The following is a 22,323-nucleotide window of genomic DNA, read 5'->3' on the forward strand; positions in this document are numbered from 1 at the left end:
GTAAGCGATGGATAAGATTAACCCCAGGCCACCACGCTTGCGCTGGCTGCTGCTGAGTCTGGCGATACTGCTGGCCGATCGGCCAGCCGCTGCCGCGCTGAAGCATGCACGCAGCGATCTGCACAACGTCGATGGGCAGTACGGTACGGTGCACTTTCGCGGTGACGTGCTGGTCTCGCCGTGCATTCTGGCCAGCCAGTCGCAGGAGCAGCTGGTGGAGATGAAAACGGCTACCGCACGCGAGTTTCATCATGCCGGTGACCGTTCTCGAAAAGTAACCTTTGTGCTGAAATTACAGGACTGTCTGGCGGGTGCCCGCCAGGTACACGAGGATTTTCCCGGGCATACTATCGGCCGCGATGCACATCTGCTCAGCAGTTCAGAGCGGGTGGTCTCCCTGTTCTTTAGCGGCGAGCCTGACGGCGCTAACCACGATCTGCTACAGCTGGAAGGTAACGTACATGGCCTGGGACTGCGGCTGTTCGACGCGCGAGGTGAGCCGCTGTCGCTTAACCAGGCGCAGACGCCCTATCTGCTGTCGCCGGGTAATCACAGCCTGACGTTGATGGCCGCTTTAGAGGCGACTGATAGCTGGGTCAGCGGTGGCAGCTATCTCGGAACACTGCATATACGAGTGGAGTATTTATGAGCCCAATGACTGCGTGCTGTAAAAAATGTTTAACGGTTCGGGGGGCACTAGCGTTTGCAGCCATGCTGACAGGACACTCTGCCCTGGCATATGAACAGGGCGAAGTGACGCCGCAGGTGCCGCATAATTATGATGTCAGTTTGACGACGCTGGATATAAAAAATAATGTGGCCGGCGCTGTCATTATGCCCCCCCCCTGGAATAACAGCGGTGCTGTCTATACAGGGTATATTCACTGCCCGGATGGAAGGATTAAGGAGAAACCACGATATTATACTGCTACCACTGGTATGACACCCTCAGCAATAAATCCGGGTTATTTTCGCCTGAATGACTATTTTGATGTAAAAATTCAGGTGTTTATTGTCAATGGTCCTACCCCTGGCTATGACGTACCCTTTTACGACGTTTCAAATCAGGATAAAAAAAGTTGTCGTAAAAATCCTACGACTGATACTCGCATTGAGTCAGGATCGAAGGGGCAGGTTACGTTCAAAATCACCAAACCCGTCATTAATGGCGTCTCACTTAACAGCTATGAACTGGTTAAGCTGTATGGCCGACAAGAGCTAACACCGGTATTACTCAATACGCCACTGACGACCGTTACCCTTAAATCAGCGATCATTACCGTACCGGATAAATGCGTAGTTAACGCCGGTAATGCGATTGTGGTCAATTTTGGCGACATTCCCGGCAACAGTAGTCAGCTCAACGGTAACAATTTTAAGAAAGATGTTCCCATTAAAATAGCCTGCAAGGGAGGGAGCTTCGATATGAGTAAGCTGAATATCAAATTAGGCGTACAGCCCTCAGGATCCGGCCTGGCCAGCTTCAGCCCGGACTATCTCGGTACCACCGGTAGCACCGACCGTAAAAACCTGGGCATTGTGCTGAAAGATAAAGCAGACAACTCGCCGGTCATTCCGGGAAAATTTTATAATCTGAAAACCTTCAACAACAACAGTGGTTCGTGGAATTTGACGGCGGCACCGATAGCCAAACCCGGTAGTGAAATACCTGAGGGTGAATTCGATGCCAGTGGCAGCATTGTTGCTGAGTTTCAGTAGGAGAGGCAATGAAGATTTTCTCCGTAGTATGCTGCATCTGGGCGCTGTTACTCACCTTAGCAGTGCGGGCTAACGAAGCGATTCTGATTGGTGGTGAAATTCGCTTTCACGGCCGTGTCGTGGCGCTGCCGTGCAGCATCGCTCCGGGTGATGAGACGCTGCAGGTGGATTTTAAACAACTCTCCACTGAGGATCTCTATCTGAACAGGCAGAGCCGTCCGGTAGGGTTTACCCTGCATCTGATCAACTGCAGCACTACGGTGTATAAAACCGTTACGGTGACCTTTTCCGGCGAACGCAGCCAGGCGCTGCCCGAATCTCTGCGGGTGCACAGCAATGCTTCAGGCGGTACCGCCGGGATCGCCATCGATCTGCGTCAGGATAACGGTAATCCCCTGACGCTGGACCAGCCCACTCCAGCCACGGACCTGACCCGTGGCAGCATGCAGTTAGGCTTTCAGGCGCTGGTACGCGGCGAACCGGAGGCGCTGCAGCAGCATAACCTGCAGCTCGGCCCGTTTACCTCGACCGCCAGCTATACCCTGAACTATCAGTAACGTCGACGTGCGCAGAGCGGCAGGTGCCAATACTCTGCGGTGTTGCAGGTCTGCTTCGCCGCCCGCGACTTACTGCAGCTGGCCGTTAACCAGTTTCTGCTGCTGCGCACCGCCGTTCAGCTCCAGCGTAGCATTCACCGTCGGCTTCAGCGGCTTGTCCGCCTGCAAATTACCGGAAAGACTAAGCTTCAGGTTGCTGCCGGCCGGCAGAGATTGCCCCGGCCAGCCCCAGTTCGCCAGCACCGCCGCATTCACCTGGCGACCGGTTAGCGACAGCGAAAGGGCCCGCTGCGGAGCCTGGCTGACGTTGGCCACTCCCTCCAGCATGCCGCTGCCGCTAAAAGCGCTCAGTTCGGTGACGTTAATGCTGTTGCCGTCGGCGTTCAGCGCCAGCGACGGGTGGCGCAGGTCAACACGGTTAAAGGTGGACTCGGCGGCGTTGGCGCTCAGGCTACCGGACCAGATGCCCCAGCGGTGATTTTGCGCCAGTAGCAGGTTGCTGCCGCTGGCGTCCAGCGCCGTCATCTGGAACGGGAAGTCCGGGTTAATATCGATAATCAGGTTCCGGTTGGCGGTGAAGCGGCTAACCTGCACGCTGTCCAGCCAGCCCGGCAGCGTTTGCAACCAGCGCTCACGCCAGTTGGCCGGCAGCGTATATTCCAGCCCGGCGACCACCAGCTCATCCAGCGTCAGCTTTTTATCACGGCGGCTCCAGTTGCCGCCGGTGCGGATCATGCCGTTGACCCAGCGCGAGCTGAACTGGGTCAGCGCCACGCCCGCCGGTGAAAATTCCAGGCTGGCAATCGGATCGTTGAGCTGCAGGCTGCCGTTAACAAAGCTGCTGGCGTTGAGCGCCAGCGTGCCGTTATCGCTCTGCCAGTCGCCGTGGCTGAAGGTAATATTTTTCAGCAGCAGATCCAGGTCGGTTACCGCCCAGTCCAGCCCCTCCAGCCGCGCATCGGTGACGTCCACCCGGTTAAAACTGATATCCGGCAGACTGAGCAGCGGCTGCAGGAAGTCGGCCAGCGTTTTATCGCTCTGCAGGCGGATACTGTTCAGCCGCAGGCTCTGAACCTGCCAGCCACCGCTGGCGTCGCGCCGCGCATTAGCGGTAATCGAACCCAGCGCCACGTCCGCGCCCACGTTGCTGAACAGCCACTCGCGCCCTTTGATGCTGCCTTCCAGCAGCGCGTTGCTGGCGGTCAGGTCGCCCAGCGCCAGCGACCCGGCGCTCAGCTGAAAGCGCGCCTGTTGGCCGAGCAGGGCCCCTTTTTCCGGCAGCCACGGCGTGACGCCGCCGTCAACTTTCTGCCCCTGCACCGTCAAGTCGCCCGCGCTGCCGTTGACCGTCATCCGGCTCAGCAGCAGGCGGTCAGCCTGCAGGCGCCCCGGCATCGCGTTATCGGTCAGGTTAAGCGTACCTTCGTTGAGACGAATTGAGGCGAAGTGCTGCGGATTAGTCAGTTGCGCCAGGCGTAAACCGAGGTCCACCCGCCGCGAGGTCAGCAGCGGCGGCTGCCCTGGTGCCGTCAGCGTCACGTCGTCCAGCCGCAGCAGTCCGGGGGCCGAGAAGTTATGCTCAATCTTGCCGATGTTCAGCTGATACTGCGCGTCACTCAGCTGGCGGCTTGCCCACGCTGCGCCCCAGCGGGTCTGCAACAGCACGTAGCAGGCCACCAGCGCCAGCAGCAGGATCAGCAACAGCGTAAGCAAAATTTTGCCGGGATACTTCATCGCAACCACCCTATCGATTTCCGCTAATGGCTTGTTATGCCTGATTTAACGGCGTATCTCAACCGGGAAGCCCTGACAAGGCTGAAATTTGTGCAGAAAGCGGTAAGGAGAAGGTCAGGGATGAGGCAGAAGGTAGAAGGTGAGGGAAACAAGGAGGTAAGGGTGACCATCATCAGAACAGATTGCCGGGCAGATTGCTCCGCCCGGCAGCGCCCGGCGCTTACTTCTCCTGCGGGAACAGCAGGTTCAGCACAATGGCGGTAATACCGCCGGCGGCAATGCCGGAGGAGAGCAGCATCTTCAGCCACTCCGGTGCAAACTGCAGGATCAACGGCTGTTGGGAGACGCCCAGCCCCACCGCCAGCGACAGCGCGATAATCATAATCGCCCGGCGGTTCAGCGGCTCGCGGGAGACGATGCGCACGCCGGAGGCGGCGATGGTGCCGAACATCACCAGCGTGGCACCGCCGAGCACCGGCTCAGGAATGTGCTGCACGAAGCCGCTGACCGCCGGGAACAGGCCGAGCACGATCAGCATCAGCGCCACAAAGAAGCCGACATAGCGGCTGGCGACGCCGGTCAGCTGGATCACGCCGTTGTTCTGGCCGAAGCAGGAGTTCGGGAAGGTGTTGAACAGCGCCGAGACGCAGGAGTTGAGGCCGTTGGCCAGTACACCCCCCTTCAGGCGTTTCATGTACAACGGGCCGCTGACCGGCTGCTCGGAGACGTCAGAGGTGGCGGTGATATCGCCGATGGTCTCCAGCGAGGTGATCATAAACACCAGCATCAGGGGGATCAGCAGGCTCCAGTCGATGCCCAGGCCATAATAGAACGGCGTCGGGATGGTGATAAGCGCCTCACTGGCCGGTGCGGAGGTCGCTGGCAGCATGCCCATCGCCCACGCAAGCAGATAGCCCACCGCCATGGCAATCACCAGCGAAGCCACTCGCAGGTAGGGGTTACGCTGGCGGTTAAGCAGAATAATCACCAGCAGTACCGCGCCGGCCAGCAGCAGGTTTTTCGGCGCGCCGAAGGTATGATCGTTGAGCGCAGCAAAACCACCGCCGATTGAGGTCAGGCCAACCTGAATCAGCGACAGGCCGATAATCATCACCACGATGCCGGAGACCAGCGGGGTGATCACCCGGCGCGCGAGGTGCAGCACGCGCGACAGCGCCATCTCGGTGCAGGAGGCCAGCATCAGCGTGCCAAACAGCGCCGCCATCATCGTCGGTACGTCGGCACCGCCGTTCTTCAGCGCCAGCCCACCCATAATCAGCGGTGAGACAAAGTTAAAGCTGGTGCCCTGAATCGACAGCAGCCCGGAACCGATCGGACCCCAGGTTTTGATCTGCAGGATCGACGCCACGCCGGAGGCAAACAGCGACATACTAATGATGTGCTGGGTATCCTGCGCCGGCAGGCCCAGCGCCTGGCAGATCAGCAGGGCCGGGGTGATTACCGCCACAAACATCGCCAGCAGGTGCTGGCAGGCGGCAAACAGCGTTTGCGGCAGCGGCGGGCGGTCTTCCAGGCGGTAGATCAGCTCACTGTTGCTGGCCGGAACCGGGGTACGATCGGCAGCGTCAACGGAGGTTTCAACGGACATTTGGGGCTTCCAGCGGCAATAAAGGTGGCGATTTTAAACCGAATGGTGTGAAAAGCAATCGTTTGCGAAACTTTCATTTATCCTGGCCGGCCGGACTTCGCCAGCGTAGCCGTCAGGCGTTAGTATAGCGTTCGGTTTCCGGCAGCCAGCGCTCAATCAGCGCCTGTGCCTGCTGCGGATAGTGCTGGTGGATATGCCGCGCCACGCGCTGCACTTCGGGGATCATCGCCTGGTCGCGCAGCAGGTCGGCCACCTTAAACTCTGCGTTACCGGTCTGGCGGGTGCCGAGCAGCTCACCGGGGCCGCGGATCTCCAGGTCACACTGGGCAATGACAAAACCGTCGTTGCTGTCACGCAGCACCTGCAAACGCTTCTGGGCGGTTTTGCTCAGCGGTGCCTTATACAGCAGCACGCAGTGCGAGGCTACCGCGCCGCGGCCGACCCGGCCGCGCAGCTGATGCAGCTGCGCCAGCCCCAGCCGCTCCGGGTTTTCAATAATCATCAGGCTGGCGTTCGGCACGTCGACCCCGACCTCAATCACCGTGGTAGCGATCAGCAGATGCAGTTCGCCCTGCTTAAACGCCTGCATCACCGCCTGCTTTTCGGACGGCTTCATCCGGCCGTGCACCAGGCCGACGTTCAGCTCCGGCAACGCCACTTTCAGCTCTTCCCAGGTGGCTTCCGCCGCCTGGGCTTCCAGCAGCTCGGACTCTTCGATCAGCGTACAGACCCAGTAGGCCTGGCGACCTTCGCTGCCGCAGGCGCTTTTCACCCGGGCGATAATGTCAGCCCGGCGGGTATCGGGGATCGCCACGGTGGTCACCGGGGTGCGCCCCGGCGGCAGCTCGTCGATGGTCGAAGTATCGAGGTCGGCATAGGCGGTCATCGCCAGCGTGCGCGGGATCGGCGTGGCGGTCATAATCAGCTGGTGCGGGTGGAAGCCCTGCTCCACGCCTTTTTCCCACAGTGCCAGCCGCTGGTGAACGCCAAAGCGGTGCTGTTCATCGATGATCACCAGCGCCAGGCCGTTAAACTGCACCTGTTCCTGGAAGATAGCATGGGTGCCGACCACCATCGACACCTGACCGCTGGCAATCGCCTCCTGCTGGGCGAGCCGCGCTTTGCCTTTCTGCTTGCCAGCCAGCCAGCCCACCTCAATCCCCAGCGGCGCAAACCACTGGCGAAAATTACTGGCGTGCTGCTCGGCCAGTAGCTCGGTTGGGGCCATCAGCGCCACCTGCTTACCGTGCGCGATAACGTTAAGCGCCGCCAGAGCGGCAACCAGCGTTTTACCGGAGCCGACGTCGCCCTGCACCAGCCGCATCATCGGATAGTCTTTGGCCAGATCTGCTTCAATCTCTTTGACCACCCGCTGCTGTGCGCCCGTCGGCTTAAACGGCAGCGCCGCCAGCAGTGGGTTGCTTAGCCGGTGGCTGGCGGCCATCGGCAGCGCGTGATGGCGCTGGGCACCGGCGCGGACCGCCAGCATGCTCAGATTATGCGCCAGCAGCTCTTCCATAATCAGCCGCCGCTGGGCCGGATGGGTGCCGCTGGCAAGGTCTGCCAGCGCCATATCCGGCGGCGGGCGGTGCAGCGTGCGCAGCGCCTGCGGCAGGCCGATCAGCCCCTGGCTCAGTTCCGGCGGCAGCAGCTCGGCGATCGCGCAGGTCTCCAGCAGGGTCAGCGCCTGATCGGTCAGGTTACGCAACGTCGCCTGACGGATGCCTTCGGTGGTGGAGTAAACCGGGGTCAGCGTCTCCTGCAGCTCGGTAACGCCGTGATCGCCCTGCACGCGGTACTCCGGGTGGACGATCTCGGCACCGCGCTGGCCGCGTTTGATCTCACCGTAGGCGGTGACGCGACGGCCGGGCGCGAGACTGTTTTTCATGCCGGCATTAAAGTTAAAGAAGCGCAGGGTGATCACGCCGCTGCCGTCGCTCACCTGACAGGTGAGCATACGACGGCGGCCAAAGCTGATGTCGCTGTGCAGCACTTCGCCCTCAATAGTGGCGTAAATCCCCGGCAGCAGGTCGTTAATGGTGTACAGCTGAGTGCGGTCTTCGTAGCGCAGCGGCAGGTGCAGCAGCAGATCCTGAAGGGTGACCAGACCGATTCTGGCCAGCTTTGCCGCCTGGCTGGCACCGACGCCGGTCAGGGTAGTGAGCGGAACCGCATCCAGCAGGCGGCCCTGCATTATTTCACCGCTCGCGACTGCATGGTGGCCCACCAGTCCGCATCGGCGACCACCTGGCCCTGGTCATCAATCACCGGGTAGGGCAGCCCTTTGTGTTTCGCCACGCGCGCCAGCACCGGGTAGCCGCCTTCGAACAGCAGGCGCTGCTGCTCGGCGTAGTCCAGCGTGCTCTCCGTGCGCTGGTACATACCTGCGTTCTGCCGCTGACGCTGTGCTTCGTAGAGGATCAGCGCGGAGGCGACGGAGACGTTCAGCGACTGCACCATACCGATCATCGGAATAATGATGTCCTGGTCGGCCAGGTCGAGCGCTTCCTGGGTGATGCCGGTTTTCTCCTGCCCCATCAGAATACAGGTCGGGCGGGTGTAGTCGATTTCACGAAAATCCACCGCCTTGGCGGAGAGATGGGTGGCGAGGATCTGCATCTTCTGCCCTTTCAGGTGGCTGACCGCTTCGGCAATGGTGCGGTGGGTCTTCACCTGCACCCAGCTGTTGCTGCCCGCAGCCGAGGAGACCATGGTGCGCATCCGGCTGCCCGGCCACACGGCGTGGACTTCATGCACGCCAACGGCGTCCGCCGTACGGATCACCGCAGAAACGTTGTGCGGCTTGTGGACCTGCTCCATGCACACCGTCAGATCGTGCTGACGGGCGGCGAGCATTTCGCGAATGCGGGCGTAGCGTTGAGCGTTCATGCGCAGGAAAACTCCCTTAAAAAATGGTGGTATGCCGCCGGATGCGAAAGCACGGCGGGTGCGGACCGCGCGGCGTGAGAGCGCCGGCGGCCGCAGCCTGGAGGGGCAACTTTAGTTGCGGTTACGGTGCACCTTGATGACATCCGGCATCACGCGAATTTTACGCATAATATTAGCCAGATGGACGCGGTCGCGTGCGGTCAGACGGATAAAGGCGCTGTAAACGCGTCCGTCTTTCTCTTCGGTGTTCAGGCTCTGAATATTGGAACCTGCCGTATTAATCGCCGCAGTCAGGTTAGCCAGTGCGCCCTGGTGATTGAACATATCCACCTTAATCTCGGCGACGAACTCCTGTTCGGTGACTTTGTCCCACTCCACCGCCATAAACTTCTCCGGCTCTTTCTGGTAGCCGCGGATATTACGACAGGACTCATGGTGCACCACCAGCCCCTTACCCGGGCTGACGTGGGCGACAATCGGGTCGCCGGGGATCGGGCGGCAGCATTTGGCAAAGGTGATCAGCACGCCGTCGGCGCCCTTGATCGGCAGCTTACTGCGTGAAGGCGTGGACTGGCTGGCGCCTGACGGCGCAGCATCGCTCTGCTGCAGATTCTTCGCCACCACCACGCTCATCGCGTTGCCCAGGCCGATTTCGGCCAGCAGATCGTCCAGCGTCGCCAGCTTCATGCGTTCGAGCTCATGCTGAAGATTGGCCGGCGGGATTTCAGCCAGTTTACGGCTGCCTCCCAGCGCATGGTTCAGCAGGCGGCGGCCGAGGCTCACCGAGTCGTCACGCTTGAGGTTTTTCAGCAGCTGGCGGATCTTGGCGCGTGCTTTCGAGCTGACCACGAAGTTCAGCCAGGCGGCGTTCGGCCGCGCGCCCGGTGCGGTGATAATTTCGACGGTCTGGCCGCTGGTCAGCGACTGCGACAGCGGATAAGGCTGACGATCGACACGGGCACCGACGCAGGCGTGGCCGATATCGGTATGTACCGCATAGGCGAAGTCGACCGGCGTGGCGCCGGCAGGCAGTTCGACGATGCGTCCTTCCGGGGTAAACACGTAAATCTCATCCGGGAACAGATCGGATTTCACGCTCTCGATAAATTCAAACGAGCTACCGGCGCTCTGCTGCAGCTCCAGCAGACTTTGCAGCCAGCGCTGGGCGCGGATCTGTGCGGTGGTGCTGCTTTCGCCCTGCTCTTTATATGCCCAGTGGGCTGCCACCCCCATCTCTGCCATCTGATCCATGTCTTCGGTACGGATCTGCACCTCAACCGGCACGCCGTGCGGCCCGATCATCGAGGTGTGCAGCGACTGATAGCCGTTGGCCTTGGGGATAGCGATATAGTCTTTCATCCGGCCGGGGCGTGGCTTGTAGAGGCTGTGCATCTGCCCCAGCACCCGGTAACAGGTATCCAGATCTTTGACGATCACCCGAAACGCATAGATATCCATAATCGAATGGAAGCGCTGCTCTTTCAGGTGCATCTTGCAGTAAATTGAATAGAGGTGCTTTTCGCGACCGCTGACCCGGCAGGGGATCCCCGCTTCCTGCAGGCGACCGTCAATTTCAGAGAGGATTTTTTGGATCATCTCTTTACGGTTGCCGCGGGCGGACTTCACCACTTCTTTAATCACGCGGTAACGATTGGGGTAGAGCGCCTCAAAGCCCAGCTCTTCCAGCTCGGTCTTCAGGTGATGAATACCCAGACGGTGCGCCAGCGGACTGTAGATTTCGAGGGTTTCCTGCGCGATACGGCGTTTTTTATCCGGGCGCAGCGCGCCGAGCGTACGCATGTTGTGCGTGCGGTCGGCCAGCTTGATCAGAATGACGCGAATATCCTGCACCATCGCCATGATCATTTTGCGGAAGTTTTCGGCCTGTGCCTCTTTCTTATCGCGGAATTTCAGCTTATCGAGCTTGGAGACGCCCTCAACCAGTTCAGCCACGGTCTTGCCAAACAGCTGTTCCATGTCCTGATAAGTGGCGGGGGTGTCTTCGATCACGTCATGGAGTAGCGCGGCCATCAGCGTTTCATGGTCGAGCTTCATTTCCGCCAGGATACAGGCAACGGCAACCGGATGGGTGATATAGGGCTCACCGCTGGAGCGTGTCTGTCCCTCGTGGGCATCACGTGCGACAAGGTAGGCTTGCTTGAGGCGCTTAATCTGCTCCTCAGGCAAGTATTTTTCAATCAGCTGATTGAGACTTTCGAACAGATACAAGGCGAGCCTTTAAATGCGAATTAACGACGGCCTTCGGCGATAGCGGTAACCGCCTGCAGTTCGGCGGCTTCCTGCTCCTGCTGCTCCTGACGATCGCGCACGTCGAGGATCTGATTGGTAATCAGGCCTTCTTCGATTTCGCGCAGGGCGATCACCGTGGATTTATCGTTTTCTTCCGGAACCAGTGGATCTTTACCACCCACCTGCATCTGACGTGCGCGACGTGCGGCGACCAGAACCAGGTCAAAACGGTTACCAATTTTCTCTACTGCGTCCTGTACGGTTACGCGTGCCATTTGTGTGATACTCCACGGGTGAAGAAAAGACTCGGCATCATACTGAGTTGTCCTCAGTCTGCCAATAGTTTGCTGATTAAAGCATCATGACGGGCCTTCTGGCGGCCCATACGCAGACGCTCGGCGCGAATGATGGTTTTCAGATCGGACAGCGCCAGGTCGAAATCATCATTCACGATCAGATAATCGTACTCCGCATAATGGCTCATCTCGGCCACGGCTTGCGCCATGCGCTTGCTAATCACCTCTTCGCTGTCCTGGCCGCGGCCACGCAGGCGACGGTCCAGCTCTTCGGTCGAAGGCGGCAGCACAAAAATGCTGCGGGCAGCGGGCATTCTCTCGCGGATCTGTTTCGCACCCTGCCAGTCGATATCCAGGAATACGTCAACGCCGGTGGCCAGTACCTGCTCAATCGCTTTACGCGACGTGCCGTAATAGTTGCCAAAGACTTCAGCATGTTCGAGAAACGCGTCTTCGCTAATCATCGAACGAAACTCGTCGTGATTAACAAAGAAATAGTGCTCGCCGTGATTCTCACCCGGCCGTATGCCACGGGTCGTATGCGAAATTGACACTTGGGTGTCATATAACGGCTGCGTTTTTAACAGTGCCTGAATCAGGCTAGATTTACCCGCGCCACTGGGGGCGGAAACAATATAAAGCGTGCCTTGAGCCATGATTATTCTTGATAAGCCAAAAAAGCGGAGTCTACTTCCTGCACAGTATACACAGGTGCAGCGCGTCATGCAGCGTTTCGGGTGATTCACCGCGTAATTTCTCTGAAACCTGACAGTAATACGCATTTTTTTAACGCTTTTGCTGCGTTGCATAAAAATTTCCTGTGACAGCTTCAGGATACGGTATTCGCCGCTCGCCAGACCTGATGCCCTGCGCTTTACTGCCGCCTGTTCCTGATCCTTGAGAGGAGGTGTGCAATGCGATATCTGATGGTGATGGTCTGGCTGGCCTGCGGCTGGGTTCAGGCGCAGTGCCCGCAATGGAGCCCGTACCGGGCAGAGCAGGAGATCGCGGCGCTGACCGCCCGGCTTAGCGTCTGGGATCGCGCCTACTATCAGCAGGGTCAGGCGCTGGTCAGCGATGGGCGTTACGACCAGCTGCAACAGCAGCTGCAGCACTGGCTCAGCTGCTTTAAACCTGGGCTCACCCACCAGCCTGCGCTGGCCAGCGGCGGCAGGATTCTGCACCCCGTCGCTCATGTCGGGGTAAAGAAGCTGAGTAACGGCCAGCAGGTCGCGCGCTGGATGGAGGGCCGGGAACAGATGTGGGTGCAGCCGAAGGTGGATGGCGTGGCGGTAACGCTGGTCTACCGCGACGGGCGGCTGGACAAAATGATCAGCCGCGGCGACGGCCTGCACGGCGAGGACTGGACGGCAAAAGCCCGGCTGATCCCGGCGATACCGGCCGCGCTGGCGACCGGCGCGGTGCTTCCGGCGTCGGGTATCTCGGGCACATCAGGAAAATCAGCCTTGTCGGGCACATCAGGGATATCAGCTACATCAGCCGCATCAGGTACATCGGGCACCACACCAGCCATATCATCTGAATCAGGGCGGCCCGCACCTTTTTCCGGCGTCACGGTATTTCAGGGCGAACTCTATCTGATGATGAACGGTCATCGCCAGGCGCTGCAGGGTGGGATGAATGCCCGTTCGCAGCTGGCCGGCGCGTTAATGGCGGTAAAACCATCACCGCTGTTGGCCCGTACCGGGCTGTTTATCTGGGCGTGGCCAGACGGGCCGGAGTCGCTGGCCGGGCAACTGGCCGGGTTGCGCAGCGCGGGCTTGCCTGACGTCAGTGAATGGAGCCGTCGGGTGACCGAAGTCAGCGAGGTTGCTGCCTGGCGCGATCGCTGGTTTCAGCAGGCCCTGCCGTTCACCAGCGATGGGGTGGTGGTGCACAGCCTGCCCACCCCGCGTGGCAGCCACTGGATGCCCAACGATGGTAACTGGGCGGTGGCGTGGAAATACCCGCCGCCGGAGAGCAGCAGCGAAGTGCAGGCGGTACGCTTCAACACCGGGCGCACCGGGCAGATTAGCGTGGTACTGGATCTGCAGCCGGTGCAGCTGGATGACAAACGCGTCAGCCGGGTCAGCCTCGGGTCGGTGGCACGCTGGCGGCAGCGGGATGTGCTGCCGGGCGATCGGGTCAGCCTCAGCCTGGCCGGGCAGGGGATCCCCCGTCTGAACGAGGTGATATGGCGGGTTAGCCAGCGTGACTATCCGCAGCCACCCCCTGCTTCCAGTAATCTGCGTTGTTTTCACGACGACAGCGGCTGCCGTCAGCAGCTGCTGGCGCGGCTGGAGTGGCTGAGCGGTAGCGCAGCGTTACATATGGCCGGCATCGGGCGTGCCAGCTGGCAGCAGTTGATTGAAGCCGGTGGAGTAAGCGATCTGTTCTCGTGGTTGACCCTGTCAGCCGGGCAGCTGCGGGCGATGCCGGGGATCGGGCCGCAGCGCGGTGAGCTGTTCTGGCAGCAGTTCCGTCTCAGCCAGCAGCGCCCGTTTAAACGCTGGGTGAGGGCGCTGGGCGTACCGATTCCCGAAGCTGCGCTGCGTACCTTAACCGACAATGGCTGGCAGCAGCTGTTGGCGCGCAGCGAACAGGAGTGGCAGCAGTTACCGGGCACCGGGGCGGTAAGCGCCCGGCGCATCAGGCAGTTTTTACAGCATCAAACCGTACAGCAACTGATCGGCAGGCTGCAACAGCTCAACGTATGGCCCTGATGGTGGTAAGGGGCCCCTGCTGTAAACGATGACGGAGTATTCCGGCCAGCCGCATCGTATTAGCGGGGCGTAGCGTCTAGTGATCGCCGTGCTCGTAGTTGAACACCGGAAGACCCAGCCGAAAACGCAGCGCCAGCAGGCGGGCGATAAAGGCAAACAGCAGGGTAATAACGATCACCGTTTCCATATTCAGCTCCGTTTTCTGCAGCAGGATGTACAGCCAGCCGGAGGCAAACGCGATACCGGCATACAGCTCTTTTTGAAACACCAGCGGAATGCGGTTGCAAAACATATCACGCAACACGCCGCCGAATACTCCGGTCACCACTGCACTGATCGCAGCGATAATTCCCGCATGACCCATATCCAGCGCGACCTGCGCCCCCAGAATGGAAAACACCGCCAGCCCCAACGCATCCAGCACCAGAAAGACCTTGCGCAGATGGGGCATCAGCGGTGCCACGAAGGTGGTGATTACCGCCGCCGCCGCCACAATCAGGATGTACTCCGGGTGTTTGACCCAGCCAAGTGGATAATGTCCGAGTAGCATATCGCGAACCGAACCGCCGCCAATCGCGGTCACCGATGCAATGATAATCACGCCAAACAGATCCATCTTACGGCGGCCAGCGGCCAGCGCCCCGGTCATCGCTTCAGCGGTGATGCCGATGATGTAGAGTACGGTGAGTAACATAATCAACTCCAGATTTAGAGGCCGCAAGACTACGGTGTAATGGCACGGGCAGCGACTGAAATTTTCTCAGTATAGCCTCTTGGGATTAGTTTTTTTGATGGTTTGTTTGTTTATTTTTACGGCTATGTTAATCGTAATACATTGATTTTTAGTATTATGAAGATATTGCCCCGATCGATTCTGCTTGAGTTAGTTAGCGGATAAAGTTATTAAAAAAAGGATGGTTGACTGGCCCGGTACTGGCCACAATCTGCGAAGGCGGGCGTACTGAATATGAGACGGCTATCACTTTATTCCGTTGGCATACGGTAAAAATGAGCAGAGAGCAGAAATCAGGTCAGAAAATAGAATGACACCTTTGAATATTAATTTATTTTAAAATTTTGAGACTGATGTTTTGATTATTTGTGCGTAGCAGAGGGTTTGTTTTGTTACTAATGGTGCTGGTGTGGGGTATATTTCATTTGCTTTTTAAACAGCATCTCTAAAACTAAGTTAATTCTTAAATGGCAGGGAAGGAACTTTCGCGATCGGGAAGGTAGGGTCATACAACCTCTTTTCCAGTCACCAATGTGAACGGCCTAAATGATATTCTCAGGCAGGAGGCGTTATGTACAGCAGATACACGGTAACCGTTTCTGACGATCATCCACATATCATGCATTCCTTAAAAATGCTTTTTTCAACCAGTGACCGTTTTCTTATTACCAATGAAGCTGCATGTGGTAAGGACTTGCTGTCCGTTCTGGCGGTGAAAACCACCGATATTGTTATTACCGATTTTTCGTTGGGTTCAGATCGTTCCACCATCGATGGCTTCACCAAACTGCGCGCGCTGGCGGCCCGCTATCCGGATACGCACATCGTCCTGCTGACGTCACAAAAGAATGTGGCAATTTTAAGAAAGGCCTGCGACTACGGTATCAGGGCGATTGTCAGTAAATCAGATGCGGTGGAGGAAACGGTGCTGGCCTGCCATCATGTGGTCAGTCAGCAGGACTGTTACTTTTCCTCATCGCTGAGCCATCTTAAAGCCCCGCTGGCAAAAGGTAACGAACGGGGTAACACCCTGACGCCGAAAGAACTGGAAGTGGTACGCTTATTCTCATCCGGGTATTCGCTGGCAGAAATTGCCCATCGGCAGAACAGAACCATCAGCACCATCTCGACACAGAAGTATAACGCAATGCGCCGCTTAGGCGTTTCCACCAATATAGAGTTGATTCGGTACGCCTATGCGCAGGGATTAATTTGATACCAAAGCTCCTCATTTTTTGGAAAACAGACTTCCATTAAATAAACAAGGATTGACTGGATTTAAGGGATTAAATGAAAAGAGTATTAGTACTTGTGTTTTTTTTCCCCTCGTTGTTGCAGGCAACCACGCTTTTAGAAGCGGTAAATGCTGCACGTCGCTACGATGCCGGATTTAGTGCAGCGTTAGAGGAAAAAAAAGCGGGCAATGAAGCCTTTGACCAGGGGATTGCTGGTCTGTTGCCATCGATTAATCTGGAAGGAGGTTATGCCAAACAGGACCAGCCTCATGTAAAATATGCAGCGGCCGTTAAACGGCATAACTACAGTGTTAATCTCAACCAGCCGCTGTTTGACCTGGCAAAATTTGCCGCATTTCAGCGTGGCAGCGCCATGTCCGATCTGGCCGATGCAGAATTTATCGTTGCGCAGCAGACGTTAATTCGCGACGTGTCAGACGCTTTCTTCAGGGTGGTGTACCAGCGGGAGGTGCTTGAGGTAGCGGTTTCTGCCATCCGCGTATATGGCCAGCAGCGTGAGCAGGCGCGGGCCGCACTCAGACTGGGTGAGGGAACGCGCACGGAAGTCGATGAAGCCCAGGCGAACTATGATGACGCGCAGGCGAAGGAGATTGCCGCGCGTAACGATCTGGAGATTGCCGGTACCGCTTACACCCGGCTGACCGGTTTAATCGCTGATGGCATTGAGCCGGTATCCAGCCAGTGTTATCGCCTCACGCAGCAGGAGAACATGCAACAAGCGCTGCTGCTGGCACAGCGCAATAACGCTGAAATCAGAAAAGCCAGCACCCAGGTCGCTCAGGCGCGCAGTAACGTGGTCAGCGCTACTGCCGCCCACCTGCCGGTGGTTAACCTGCAGGCCAGCTATGGCGGCAACTGGAGCCGTGGTGAGGATGAAAACGTGCTGGATAATATTTTTGGTACCACCTCAAAAACTAAAAATACGCTGGTCGGCGTCAACGTCTCGCTGCCGCTGTTTGCCGGCGGCGGGCAACTTTCTGCGTCCCGCGAAACGTTGAATCGCCTCAATCAGGCAAAGTATGCACTGGAAAATACCCGGCGGCAGGTTAATCAACAGACGCGCACCGCCTGGCTGAATATCACTAACGGCCGCGCGCTGCTGAAAGCGCGCCAGAAAGCGGCGCTCTCCGCCAACAGCAAGGTGAAGTCCACCCGGTATGGTCGTGAACTCGGTCTGCGTACCACCATTGATGAACTTAACGCCGAGCAGAAATATTACGACGCCATGCAGAACGAGGCGGAATCCCGCTATAAGTACCTCAGCGCCGGTATTCAGCTGCTGGCTCTGCAGGGCACACTTGACGACCCCATGCTGCAGCAGTTCAGCTGCCACCCCACTCAGATTTCGTCCTCTGACAGGAAGTAACCCTCATGGAAGAGCCGCTATTCAGACCGGAAGCGACCGGCAATAACGCTTCGAAAACCATTGGAACCGTTGCGGTGTACTCACCGCCGTGGCGCTGGCTGGTGGTCAGCGTCATTGCCTTTATCACCCTTACCATCACCCTGTTCTTTATCTTCGGTAGCTATACCAAACGAGAAAATGCCAGCGGCGAGCTGCTGCCGGTGAAAGGGGTGACCACCCTGGTGCCACAGAGCGCCGGAACCGTCACCCGCATTGCGGTTAAGGAGGGCGACCGCATCCGTCGTGGCCAGCCGCTGATCGAGATCGCCTCCGAACTGGCGACTTCACAGGGCGCGACCTGGGACACGGTGATTACCCAGCTGCAGCTGCAGAGCGCCAGGCTTGAGAATGAGCAGCGCGAAACCGCCGCGCTGAGCGCCGAAACGCTGAGGGGGCTGCTGGCACGCCAGACCATTTTACAGGCGCAGATCGCGCAGATGTCGCAGCTGATTGCCAAACGGCTGGAGCAGGTCAGGCTGGCACAGCGCCAGCTGGATAAACTGCGCCGCATGAACCGCGAGGGCTATGCCTCCGGTACGCAGGTGGATCAGCAGGAAACCACGCTGCTGGATGCCGGCAGCGCCGTACAGGAGCTGCAGCGTCAGAGGCTGGAGCAGCAGCAGCAGCTGGCACAGCTGGCACAGCAGATTGGCGAACAGCCGATGACCGCCGCTAACCAGCAGCATGAACTGGAGGTGCGTCTGGCTGGCGTCAGGCAGTCGCTGGCGGAAAATGAGTCGCGTCGTTCGGTGGTGCTACGGGCACCCCAGGATGGCACGGTCGGGACGGTGTTAAGCCACGTTGGCCAGGTGGTGACTGCCGGGCAGTCGCTGATCTCGCTGCTGCCGGAAAACAGCCCGCTGGAAGCACGTATGCTGGTCAGCAGCCGCGCTATCGGCTTTATCCGCCCAGGCCAGACGGTAGTGCTGCGTTATCAGGCATTCCCCTATCAAAAATTTGGCCAACAGTATGGTCGCGTTCTGGAAGTCTCGCGTACTGCGCTAACGCCGCAGGAAATCGCCGGCATTACCGGCAATAACAAGGTCAACGAACAGCAGTACCGGGTGCGGGTGGCACTGAATCATCAGCAGATCATCGCCTACGGTAAAAGCGAACCTCTGCGTTCGGGTATGGCGGTCGAAGCCGATTTCCTGATCGAGCACCGTCGCCTGATTGAGTGGGTGCTGGAGCCGCTGTTTGCGCAGGCCCGCCGTACCGTTGACTGACGGAACCCAGGTGCGCCTCACGGACGATAACGTTTAAGGATAAAACATGCGTTTTACTGATTCACTGGTGTTTGGCTGGCGACGCCGGCTGCCCATGCTACAGCAAACCCAGGCCGCAGAGTGCGGGCTGGCCTGCGTGGGGATGATAGCCGGCTATTACGGCCATCACTTTGACCTCGTCACCCTGCGGCACCGTTTTTCCACCTCGCTGAAGGGGGCCACGCTGGCGGATATCATGCAGATCGCCCACCGGCTGGGGATGGCGAGCCGTGCGCTGCGCCTGGAGCTGGACGAGCTGGACCAGCTCAGCACGCCGTGCATCCTGCACTGGGAGATGAACCACTTTGTGGTGTTAAAGAAGGTGACCCGCAACAAAGTCATTCTGCACGATCCGGCGCGGGGCCTGCGTGAAGTTAGCATGGAGGAGGTCTCTAAATCCTTTACCGGCGTGGCGCTGGAACTGCTGCCGTCGGCCAGTTTCCAGCGGCTGGAAGAGAAGCAGAGCGTGTCAATGCGCCGGCTGGTCGGCGGCATTATCGGGCTGAAGAGCGTGTTTGCGCAGATCCTGATTATGTCACTGGCGCTGGAGCTGTTCGGCATCCTGACGCCGTTCTTTATGCAGTGGGTGATGGATATGGTGCTGGTCTCCGCCGACCGCTCGTTGCTGACGCTGCTGGGCAGCGGGTTTATCATCGTTCTGCTGCTGCAAAACGTGGTCAGCGCGCTGCGATCCTGGGTAATGGCGTGGTTTTCCAGCATGCTCAGCGTGCAGTGGTCGGCCAACGTCTTTTCCTGGCTGCTGGGCCTGCCGATGGCGTTTTTTGAAGCCCGTCACGTGGGCGACATCGTTTCACGCTTTGGCTCGATCGGAACCATTCAGAATACCCTGACCACCCGTTTTATCAGTACGGTGCTGGATGGGGTGATGGCCTTTGTCACCCTCGGGCTGATTTTTGCCTACAACGCGAAGCTGACGGTACTGGTTATCGGGCTGTTTGTTACCTATATGCTGATTCGCTTTGTCTCCTGGCGGCCGTTCCGCCGGGCCAATGAAGAGCAGATTATCGCCGCGGCCCGCACGCAAACCCAGCTGCTGGAGACGATCCGCGGCGCGCAGGCGGTCAAGCTGAACAATAAAGAGGAGGTGCGGCTGGCGGCATATGCCAATGCGCTGGTGGAGTCGACCAATAAGGGCATCGCCATTCAGCGGCTGAGCATCAGCTTTACCACGCTGCAGGGCACCATCGCCGGCGTCGGGCGCATCGTGCTGATCTGGCTGGCCGCGCTGCAGGTGCTGGAAGGGAACTTCTCGGCGGGGATGCTGGTGGCGTTTATCAGCTTCTCCGATCAGTTTATCGCGCGGGCCTCCGGGTTAATCGATGCGCTGCTTGAGTTCCGCATGCTGCGCCTGCACGGCGAGCGTATTGCCGATATCGTGCTGACCGAGAAGGAGGAGGATCGCCCGGCCGGCGCGATCGAACGGCCGTCCGGGCCGCGGTGTAGCGGCCCGGGGTTAACCGTCCGCGACCTCAGTTTCCGCTATGCGGAAAACGAACCCTGGATCCTGCACCAGTGTGATTTCTCCATCGCACCCGGTGAAAACGTGGCGATTGTCGGACGTTCGGGGCAGGGTAAAACCACGCTGGCCAAGCTGCTGCTGGGCCTGCTGAAACCGCAGCAGGGGGAGATTACGGTCGCCGGCGTGGATATTCGCCGTACCGGCATGCAGGCTCACCGCGCCCGCATCGGCTGCGTGATGCAGGACGATATCCTGTTTGCCGGATCGATTGCGGAGAACATCAGCTTCTTTGATGCCGAACCCAGCCCGCAGCAGGTTGAGGTGGCCGCGCAGCAGGCGCAGATCCATGACGATATCGTGGCGATGCCGATGGGCTATCAGACGCTGGTCGGGGATATGGGGTCGTCGCTTTCCGGTGGGCAGATCCAGCGTGTGCTGCTGGCGCGGGCGCTTTACCGCCAGCCGGAGATCCTGCTGCTGGATGAGGCCTCCAGCCACCTGGACATCGAGCGTGAGCGGCTGATTAATGCCGCCATCCGCCAGATGCCGGTAACGCGCATTATCATCGCGCACCGGCCGGAGACCATTCGCAGCGCCGACCGGGTGATCGTCATCGACCAGGGCCGTGCGCACAGCCTGGACGCCGACAGTTTTATCGCGCTGCAGTCGCCGCCGCAGTTGCCGGGCTAGCGCCGCCGGCGCGTCACAAAAGTATCGGGCTGAAAGAGGGCGCTCAGCCCTTCTTCACAAACTCTGACTTCAGCTTCATCGGGCCAAAGCCGTCGATTTTGCAGTCGATATTGTGGTCACCCTCGACCAGCCGGATGCTTTTGACCCGGGTGCCGATCTTCAGCGGCGTTGAGCTGCCCTTCACCTTCAGGTCTTTAATCACCGTCACGCTGTCACCATCGGCCAGCAGGTTGCCGTTGGCGTCCTTAACGATCAGCGCGTCTTCCGTCGCGCCCTCGGCACCCGGTTGCCAGACGTGGCCGCACTCAGGGCAGTTCAGTTGTTCGCCATCCTGCCAGCTGTATTCAGAGTGACATTTCGGGCAGGGAGGTAAAGTTTGCATAATAGGGTCTCAGTCAAATCCATAATAAAAGAAGGGGCATAGTTTACTCCCTGCCAGTGATTCTGCCTAGCGGTGGGAAGGGCTGCTGTCCGAGGCGTGGCGGGCCGTCACCGGCCCGGCGGCGGTTTACTCAGTGGCGGCCTGACGCGGCTTACCCTTCAGCGTCCAGGTAAGCAGGAGGATCGGCAGGCTGCACAGGATCAGCACGGCGCCGAGGTTCTGCGCCAGCCCGGCCAGAGACAGCCCCGTACCGAGCAGCAGGTAGTAGAGCAGCCCGAGCAGCGCCCCCGCCGTGCCGGCACAGTCCTTATAGCTGCGCAGAGCATAAGCGAGGACATTGGGTATCGCGATACCGTACGCCATTACCACCGGCACCATCGCCAGCACAAAGCCGACGCTGTTTTCCAGCGCCAGCACCCCCGCGCCCCCGGCCAGCGCAAGCCCACCGGCCAGCGTCAGCAGCCGGCGTAATCCCCAGCCGGCGGCGACCAGCCGCCGGTTGATACCGGCACCGGCGGCCACGCCCGCCGCCAGCACCAGCCCGGTATAACCGAACCAGTGCTGCGGCACGGCCAGCGTCGCAAAGCGGAAGGGGGCCAGCTGGTAATAGCTGAACATACAGATATTGAACAGCGCCACCCACAGCGCGCTGCGCCAGATGTCCCAATCCCGCAGCATGCGCCGCAGCGTGGCGAAAAAGGGCGTGGTGGTCCACTGCGCCGGACGGGTTTCCGGCAGTTGCCAGGCGGTGTATGCCAGCAGCACCGCAGCCAGCACGGCCAGGCCGGTGAATACTCCCTGATAGCCGCCGTAGCGGGTCAGCAGGGTGCCGCTCAGTACGCCGATCGCCGGGCTGACGGCCATGGCGATCCCCATCAGGGAGAACACCCGCGCCAGCTGGTGACCGTCAAAACGATCGCGGATCGCCGTCTGCGTCGCTACTGACCCCACCGCAGCGCCAAAGGCCGCCAGCATCCGCGCCAGCAGCAGCAGCGTGAAGCTGCCGCTGAAGACGGCCGTCAGCGAGGCGACCAGATACAGCACCAGGCCTGCTAACATCGTCGGGCGTCGGCCGATCAGGTCACACATGCGGCCCCATACCACCACGCCGAAGGCAAACGCGAAGAAGTAAAGCGACAGGGTTTGCGCCGCCGCCTCCGCGCTGACCTGAAAACCCTGCGCGATAGCGGTCAGCGCCGGGCTGTAAAGGGTCTCCACCACCTGTGGGAACATCATCAGGCAGGTCGCCAGGGGGAGCGTCAGTTTAGGTTGCATAGTCTTCCTGCGAGAGTGAGGGGTAAATGAGCGAATAAAATAGCACCGGCCGTCACTCTC

At 59.3% G+C, this 22,323-nt stretch carries 18 protein-coding genes; 8 read left to right on the plus strand and 10 right to left on the minus strand.

Annotated elements, in window-relative coordinates:
• The first annotated feature begins 7 nt into the window (after positions 1–7).
• The 3 genes from ASF13_RS05760 to ASF13_RS05770 are packed head-to-tail and all read left to right on the plus strand — an operon-like array spanning position 8 to position 2,276.
• On the plus strand, positions 8–649 hold the full coding sequence (locus ASF13_RS05760) for a fimbrial protein (RefSeq protein WP_056233529.1): 642 nt from the start codon (positions 8–10) through the stop codon (positions 647–649).
• Positions 646–1,719, plus strand: a complete 1,074-nt coding sequence (locus ASF13_RS05765) for a fimbrial protein (protein ID WP_056233531.1) — start codon at positions 646–648, stop codon at positions 1,717–1,719. Before ASF13_RS05760 ends, ASF13_RS05765 begins: the two co-directional genes overlap by 4 nt.
• 8 nt (positions 1,720–1,727) lie before the next feature.
• Positions 1,728–2,276 carry a fimbrial protein gene (locus ASF13_RS05770; protein WP_056233533.1) on the plus strand — a complete coding sequence of 183 codons (549 nt, stop codon included), beginning with the start codon at positions 1,728–1,730 and terminating at the stop codon, positions 2,274–2,276.
• Positions 2,277–2,345: 69 nt separating this feature from the next.
• Here the strand turns inward: ASF13_RS05770 and ASF13_RS05775 are convergent, their stop codons facing one another.
• The 7 genes from ASF13_RS05775 to gmk form a co-directional block, all read right to left on the minus strand.
• Positions 2,346–4,010, minus strand: a complete 1,665-nt coding sequence (locus ASF13_RS05775) for an AsmA family protein (RefSeq protein ID WP_056233739.1) — start codon at positions 4,008–4,010, stop codon at positions 2,346–2,348.
• 220 nt (positions 4,011–4,230) lie between these two features.
• On the minus strand, positions 4,231–5,619 hold the full coding sequence (locus ASF13_RS05780; protein ID WP_056233535.1) for an NCS2 family protein: 1,389 nt from the start codon (positions 5,617–5,619) through the stop codon (positions 4,231–4,233).
• 112 nt (positions 5,620–5,731) lie between these two features.
• A complete protein-coding gene (recG, locus tag ASF13_RS05785; protein WP_056233537.1) occupies positions 5,732–7,813 on the minus strand; it encodes an ATP-dependent DNA helicase RecG in 2,082 nt (693 codons plus the stop codon).
• Positions 7,813–8,508 (minus strand): tRNA (guanosine(18)-2'-O)-methyltransferase TrmH, encoded by a 696-nt coding sequence (gene trmH, locus ASF13_RS05790; RefSeq protein ID WP_056233538.1) that lies wholly within the window; start codon positions 8,506–8,508, stop codon positions 7,813–7,815. The genes recG and trmH overlap by 1 nt, the downstream gene beginning before the upstream one ends.
• 111 nt (positions 8,509–8,619) lie before the next feature.
• On the minus strand, positions 8,620–10,737 hold the full coding sequence (gene spoT, locus ASF13_RS05795) for a bifunctional GTP diphosphokinase/guanosine-3',5'-bis pyrophosphate 3'-pyrophosphohydrolase (RefSeq protein WP_056233540.1): 2,118 nt from the start codon (positions 10,735–10,737) through the stop codon (positions 8,620–8,622).
• A 20-nt stretch (positions 10,738–10,757) separates the two neighbouring features.
• A complete protein-coding gene (rpoZ, locus tag ASF13_RS05800; RefSeq protein WP_016191359.1) occupies positions 10,758–11,033 on the minus strand; it encodes a DNA-directed RNA polymerase subunit omega in 276 nt (91 codons plus the stop codon).
• Positions 11,034–11,086: 53 nt separating this feature from the next.
• A complete protein-coding gene (gene gmk / locus ASF13_RS05805) occupies positions 11,087–11,710 on the minus strand; it encodes a guanylate kinase (RefSeq protein WP_056233543.1) in 624 nt (207 codons plus the stop codon).
• A 258-nt stretch (positions 11,711–11,968) separates the two neighbouring features.
• On the opposite strand from gmk, the gene ligB reads away from it, so the two are divergent.
• Entirely contained in the window at positions 11,969–13,777 is a 1,809-nt protein-coding gene (ligB, locus tag ASF13_RS24240) for an NAD-dependent DNA ligase LigB (RefSeq protein ID WP_056233545.1), read from the plus strand.
• A gap of 76 nt (positions 13,778–13,853) precedes the next feature.
• Here the strand turns inward: ligB and ASF13_RS05815 are convergent, their stop codons facing one another.
• Positions 13,854–14,471 carry a trimeric intracellular cation channel family protein gene (locus ASF13_RS05815; protein WP_056233547.1) on the minus strand — a complete coding sequence of 206 codons (618 nt, stop codon included), beginning with the start codon at positions 14,469–14,471 and terminating at the stop codon, positions 13,854–13,856.
• A gap of 610 nt (positions 14,472–15,081) precedes the next feature.
• Here ASF13_RS05815 and ASF13_RS05820 point away from each other — a divergent pair.
• From ASF13_RS05820 to ASF13_RS05835, 4 genes are all read left to right on the plus strand, one after another.
• Positions 15,082–15,726 carry a response regulator transcription factor gene (locus ASF13_RS05820; protein WP_056233549.1) on the plus strand — a complete coding sequence of 215 codons (645 nt, stop codon included), beginning with the start codon at positions 15,082–15,084 and terminating at the stop codon, positions 15,724–15,726.
• 74 nt (positions 15,727–15,800) lie between these two features.
• A complete protein-coding gene (locus tag ASF13_RS05825; protein WP_056233551.1) occupies positions 15,801–17,132 on the plus strand; it encodes a TolC family outer membrane protein in 1,332 nt (443 codons plus the stop codon).
• Positions 17,133–17,137: 5 nt separating this feature from the next.
• Entirely contained in the window at positions 17,138–18,397 is a 1,260-nt protein-coding gene (locus ASF13_RS05830) for an HlyD family secretion protein (RefSeq protein ID WP_056233552.1), read from the plus strand.
• Positions 18,398–18,443: 46 nt separating this feature from the next.
• Complete coding sequence (locus tag ASF13_RS05835; RefSeq protein WP_056233554.1) at positions 18,444–20,606, plus strand: peptidase domain-containing ABC transporter; 2,163 nt, start codon at positions 18,444–18,446, stop codon at positions 20,604–20,606.
• A gap of 43 nt (positions 20,607–20,649) precedes the next feature.
• On the opposite strand, the gene ASF13_RS05840 is transcribed toward ASF13_RS05835, so the two are convergent.
• Together ASF13_RS05840 and ASF13_RS05845 are read right to left on the minus strand one after the other, a co-directional pair.
• Positions 20,650–20,988, minus strand: coding sequence for a zinc ribbon domain-containing protein YjdM (locus tag ASF13_RS05840; RefSeq protein WP_056233556.1), 339 nt, complete (start codon positions 20,986–20,988; stop codon positions 20,650–20,652).
• Between the two features lie 126 nt (positions 20,989–21,114).
• Positions 21,115–22,263 carry an MFS transporter gene (locus ASF13_RS05845; RefSeq protein WP_056233557.1) on the minus strand — a complete coding sequence of 383 codons (1,149 nt, stop codon included), beginning with the start codon at positions 22,261–22,263 and terminating at the stop codon, positions 21,115–21,117.
• Positions 22,264–22,323: the final 60 nt, after the last annotated feature.

The organism is Erwinia sp. Leaf53 (genome assembly GCF_001422605.1).
In the GTDB taxonomy this organism is placed as follows: domain Bacteria; phylum Pseudomonadota; class Gammaproteobacteria; order Enterobacterales; family Enterobacteriaceae; genus Erwinia.

What these genes read in the sequence shown, in the direction of transcription:
- rpoZ (WP_016191359.1), bottom strand. Translation starts at nt 11,033, where the DNA reads ATGGCACGCGTAACCGTACAGGACGCAGTAGAGAAAATTGGTAACCGT.
- gmk (WP_056233543.1), bottom strand. Translation starts at nt 11,710, where the DNA reads ATGGCTCAAGGCACGCTTTATATTGTTTCCGCCCCCAGTGGCGCGGGT.
- ASF13_RS05765 (WP_056233531.1), top strand. Translation starts at nt 646, where the DNA reads ATGAGCCCAATGACTGCGTGCTGTAAAAAATGTTTAACGGTTCGGGGG.
- recG (WP_056233537.1), bottom strand. Translation starts at nt 7,813, where the DNA reads ATGCAGGGCCGCCTGCTGGATGCGGTTCCGCTCACTACCCTGACCGGC.
- ASF13_RS05775 (WP_056233739.1), bottom strand. Translation starts at nt 4,010, where the DNA reads ATGAAGTATCCCGGCAAAATTTTGCTTACGCTGTTGCTGATCCTGCTG.
- ASF13_RS05770 (WP_056233533.1), top strand. Translation starts at nt 1,728, where the DNA reads ATGAAGATTTTCTCCGTAGTATGCTGCATCTGGGCGCTGTTACTCACC.
- ASF13_RS05845 (WP_056233557.1), bottom strand. Translation starts at nt 22,263, where the DNA reads ATGCAACCTAAACTGACGCTCCCCCTGGCGACCTGCCTGATGATGTTC.
- trmH (WP_056233538.1), bottom strand. Translation starts at nt 8,508, where the DNA reads ATGAACGCTCAACGCTACGCCCGCATTCGCGAAATGCTCGCCGCCCGT.
- ASF13_RS05835 (WP_056233554.1), top strand. Translation starts at nt 18,444, where the DNA reads ATGCGTTTTACTGATTCACTGGTGTTTGGCTGGCGACGCCGGCTGCCC.
- ASF13_RS05820 (WP_056233549.1), top strand. Translation starts at nt 15,082, where the DNA reads ATGTACAGCAGATACACGGTAACCGTTTCTGACGATCATCCACATATC.
- ASF13_RS05840 (WP_056233556.1), bottom strand. Translation starts at nt 20,988, where the DNA reads ATGCAAACTTTACCTCCCTGCCCGAAATGTCACTCTGAATACAGCTGG.
- ASF13_RS05780 (WP_056233535.1), bottom strand. Translation starts at nt 5,619, where the DNA reads ATGTCCGTTGAAACCTCCGTTGACGCTGCCGATCGTACCCCGGTTCCG.
- ASF13_RS05760 (WP_056233529.1), top strand. Translation starts at nt 8, where the DNA reads ATGGATAAGATTAACCCCAGGCCACCACGCTTGCGCTGGCTGCTGCTG.
- ASF13_RS05830 (WP_056233552.1), top strand. Translation starts at nt 17,138, where the DNA reads ATGGAAGAGCCGCTATTCAGACCGGAAGCGACCGGCAATAACGCTTCG.
- ligB (WP_056233545.1), top strand. Translation starts at nt 11,969, where the DNA reads ATGCGATATCTGATGGTGATGGTCTGGCTGGCCTGCGGCTGGGTTCAG.
- ASF13_RS05825 (WP_056233551.1), top strand. Translation starts at nt 15,801, where the DNA reads ATGAAAAGAGTATTAGTACTTGTGTTTTTTTTCCCCTCGTTGTTGCAG.
- ASF13_RS05815 (WP_056233547.1), bottom strand. Translation starts at nt 14,471, where the DNA reads ATGTTACTCACCGTACTCTACATCATCGGCATCACCGCTGAAGCGATG.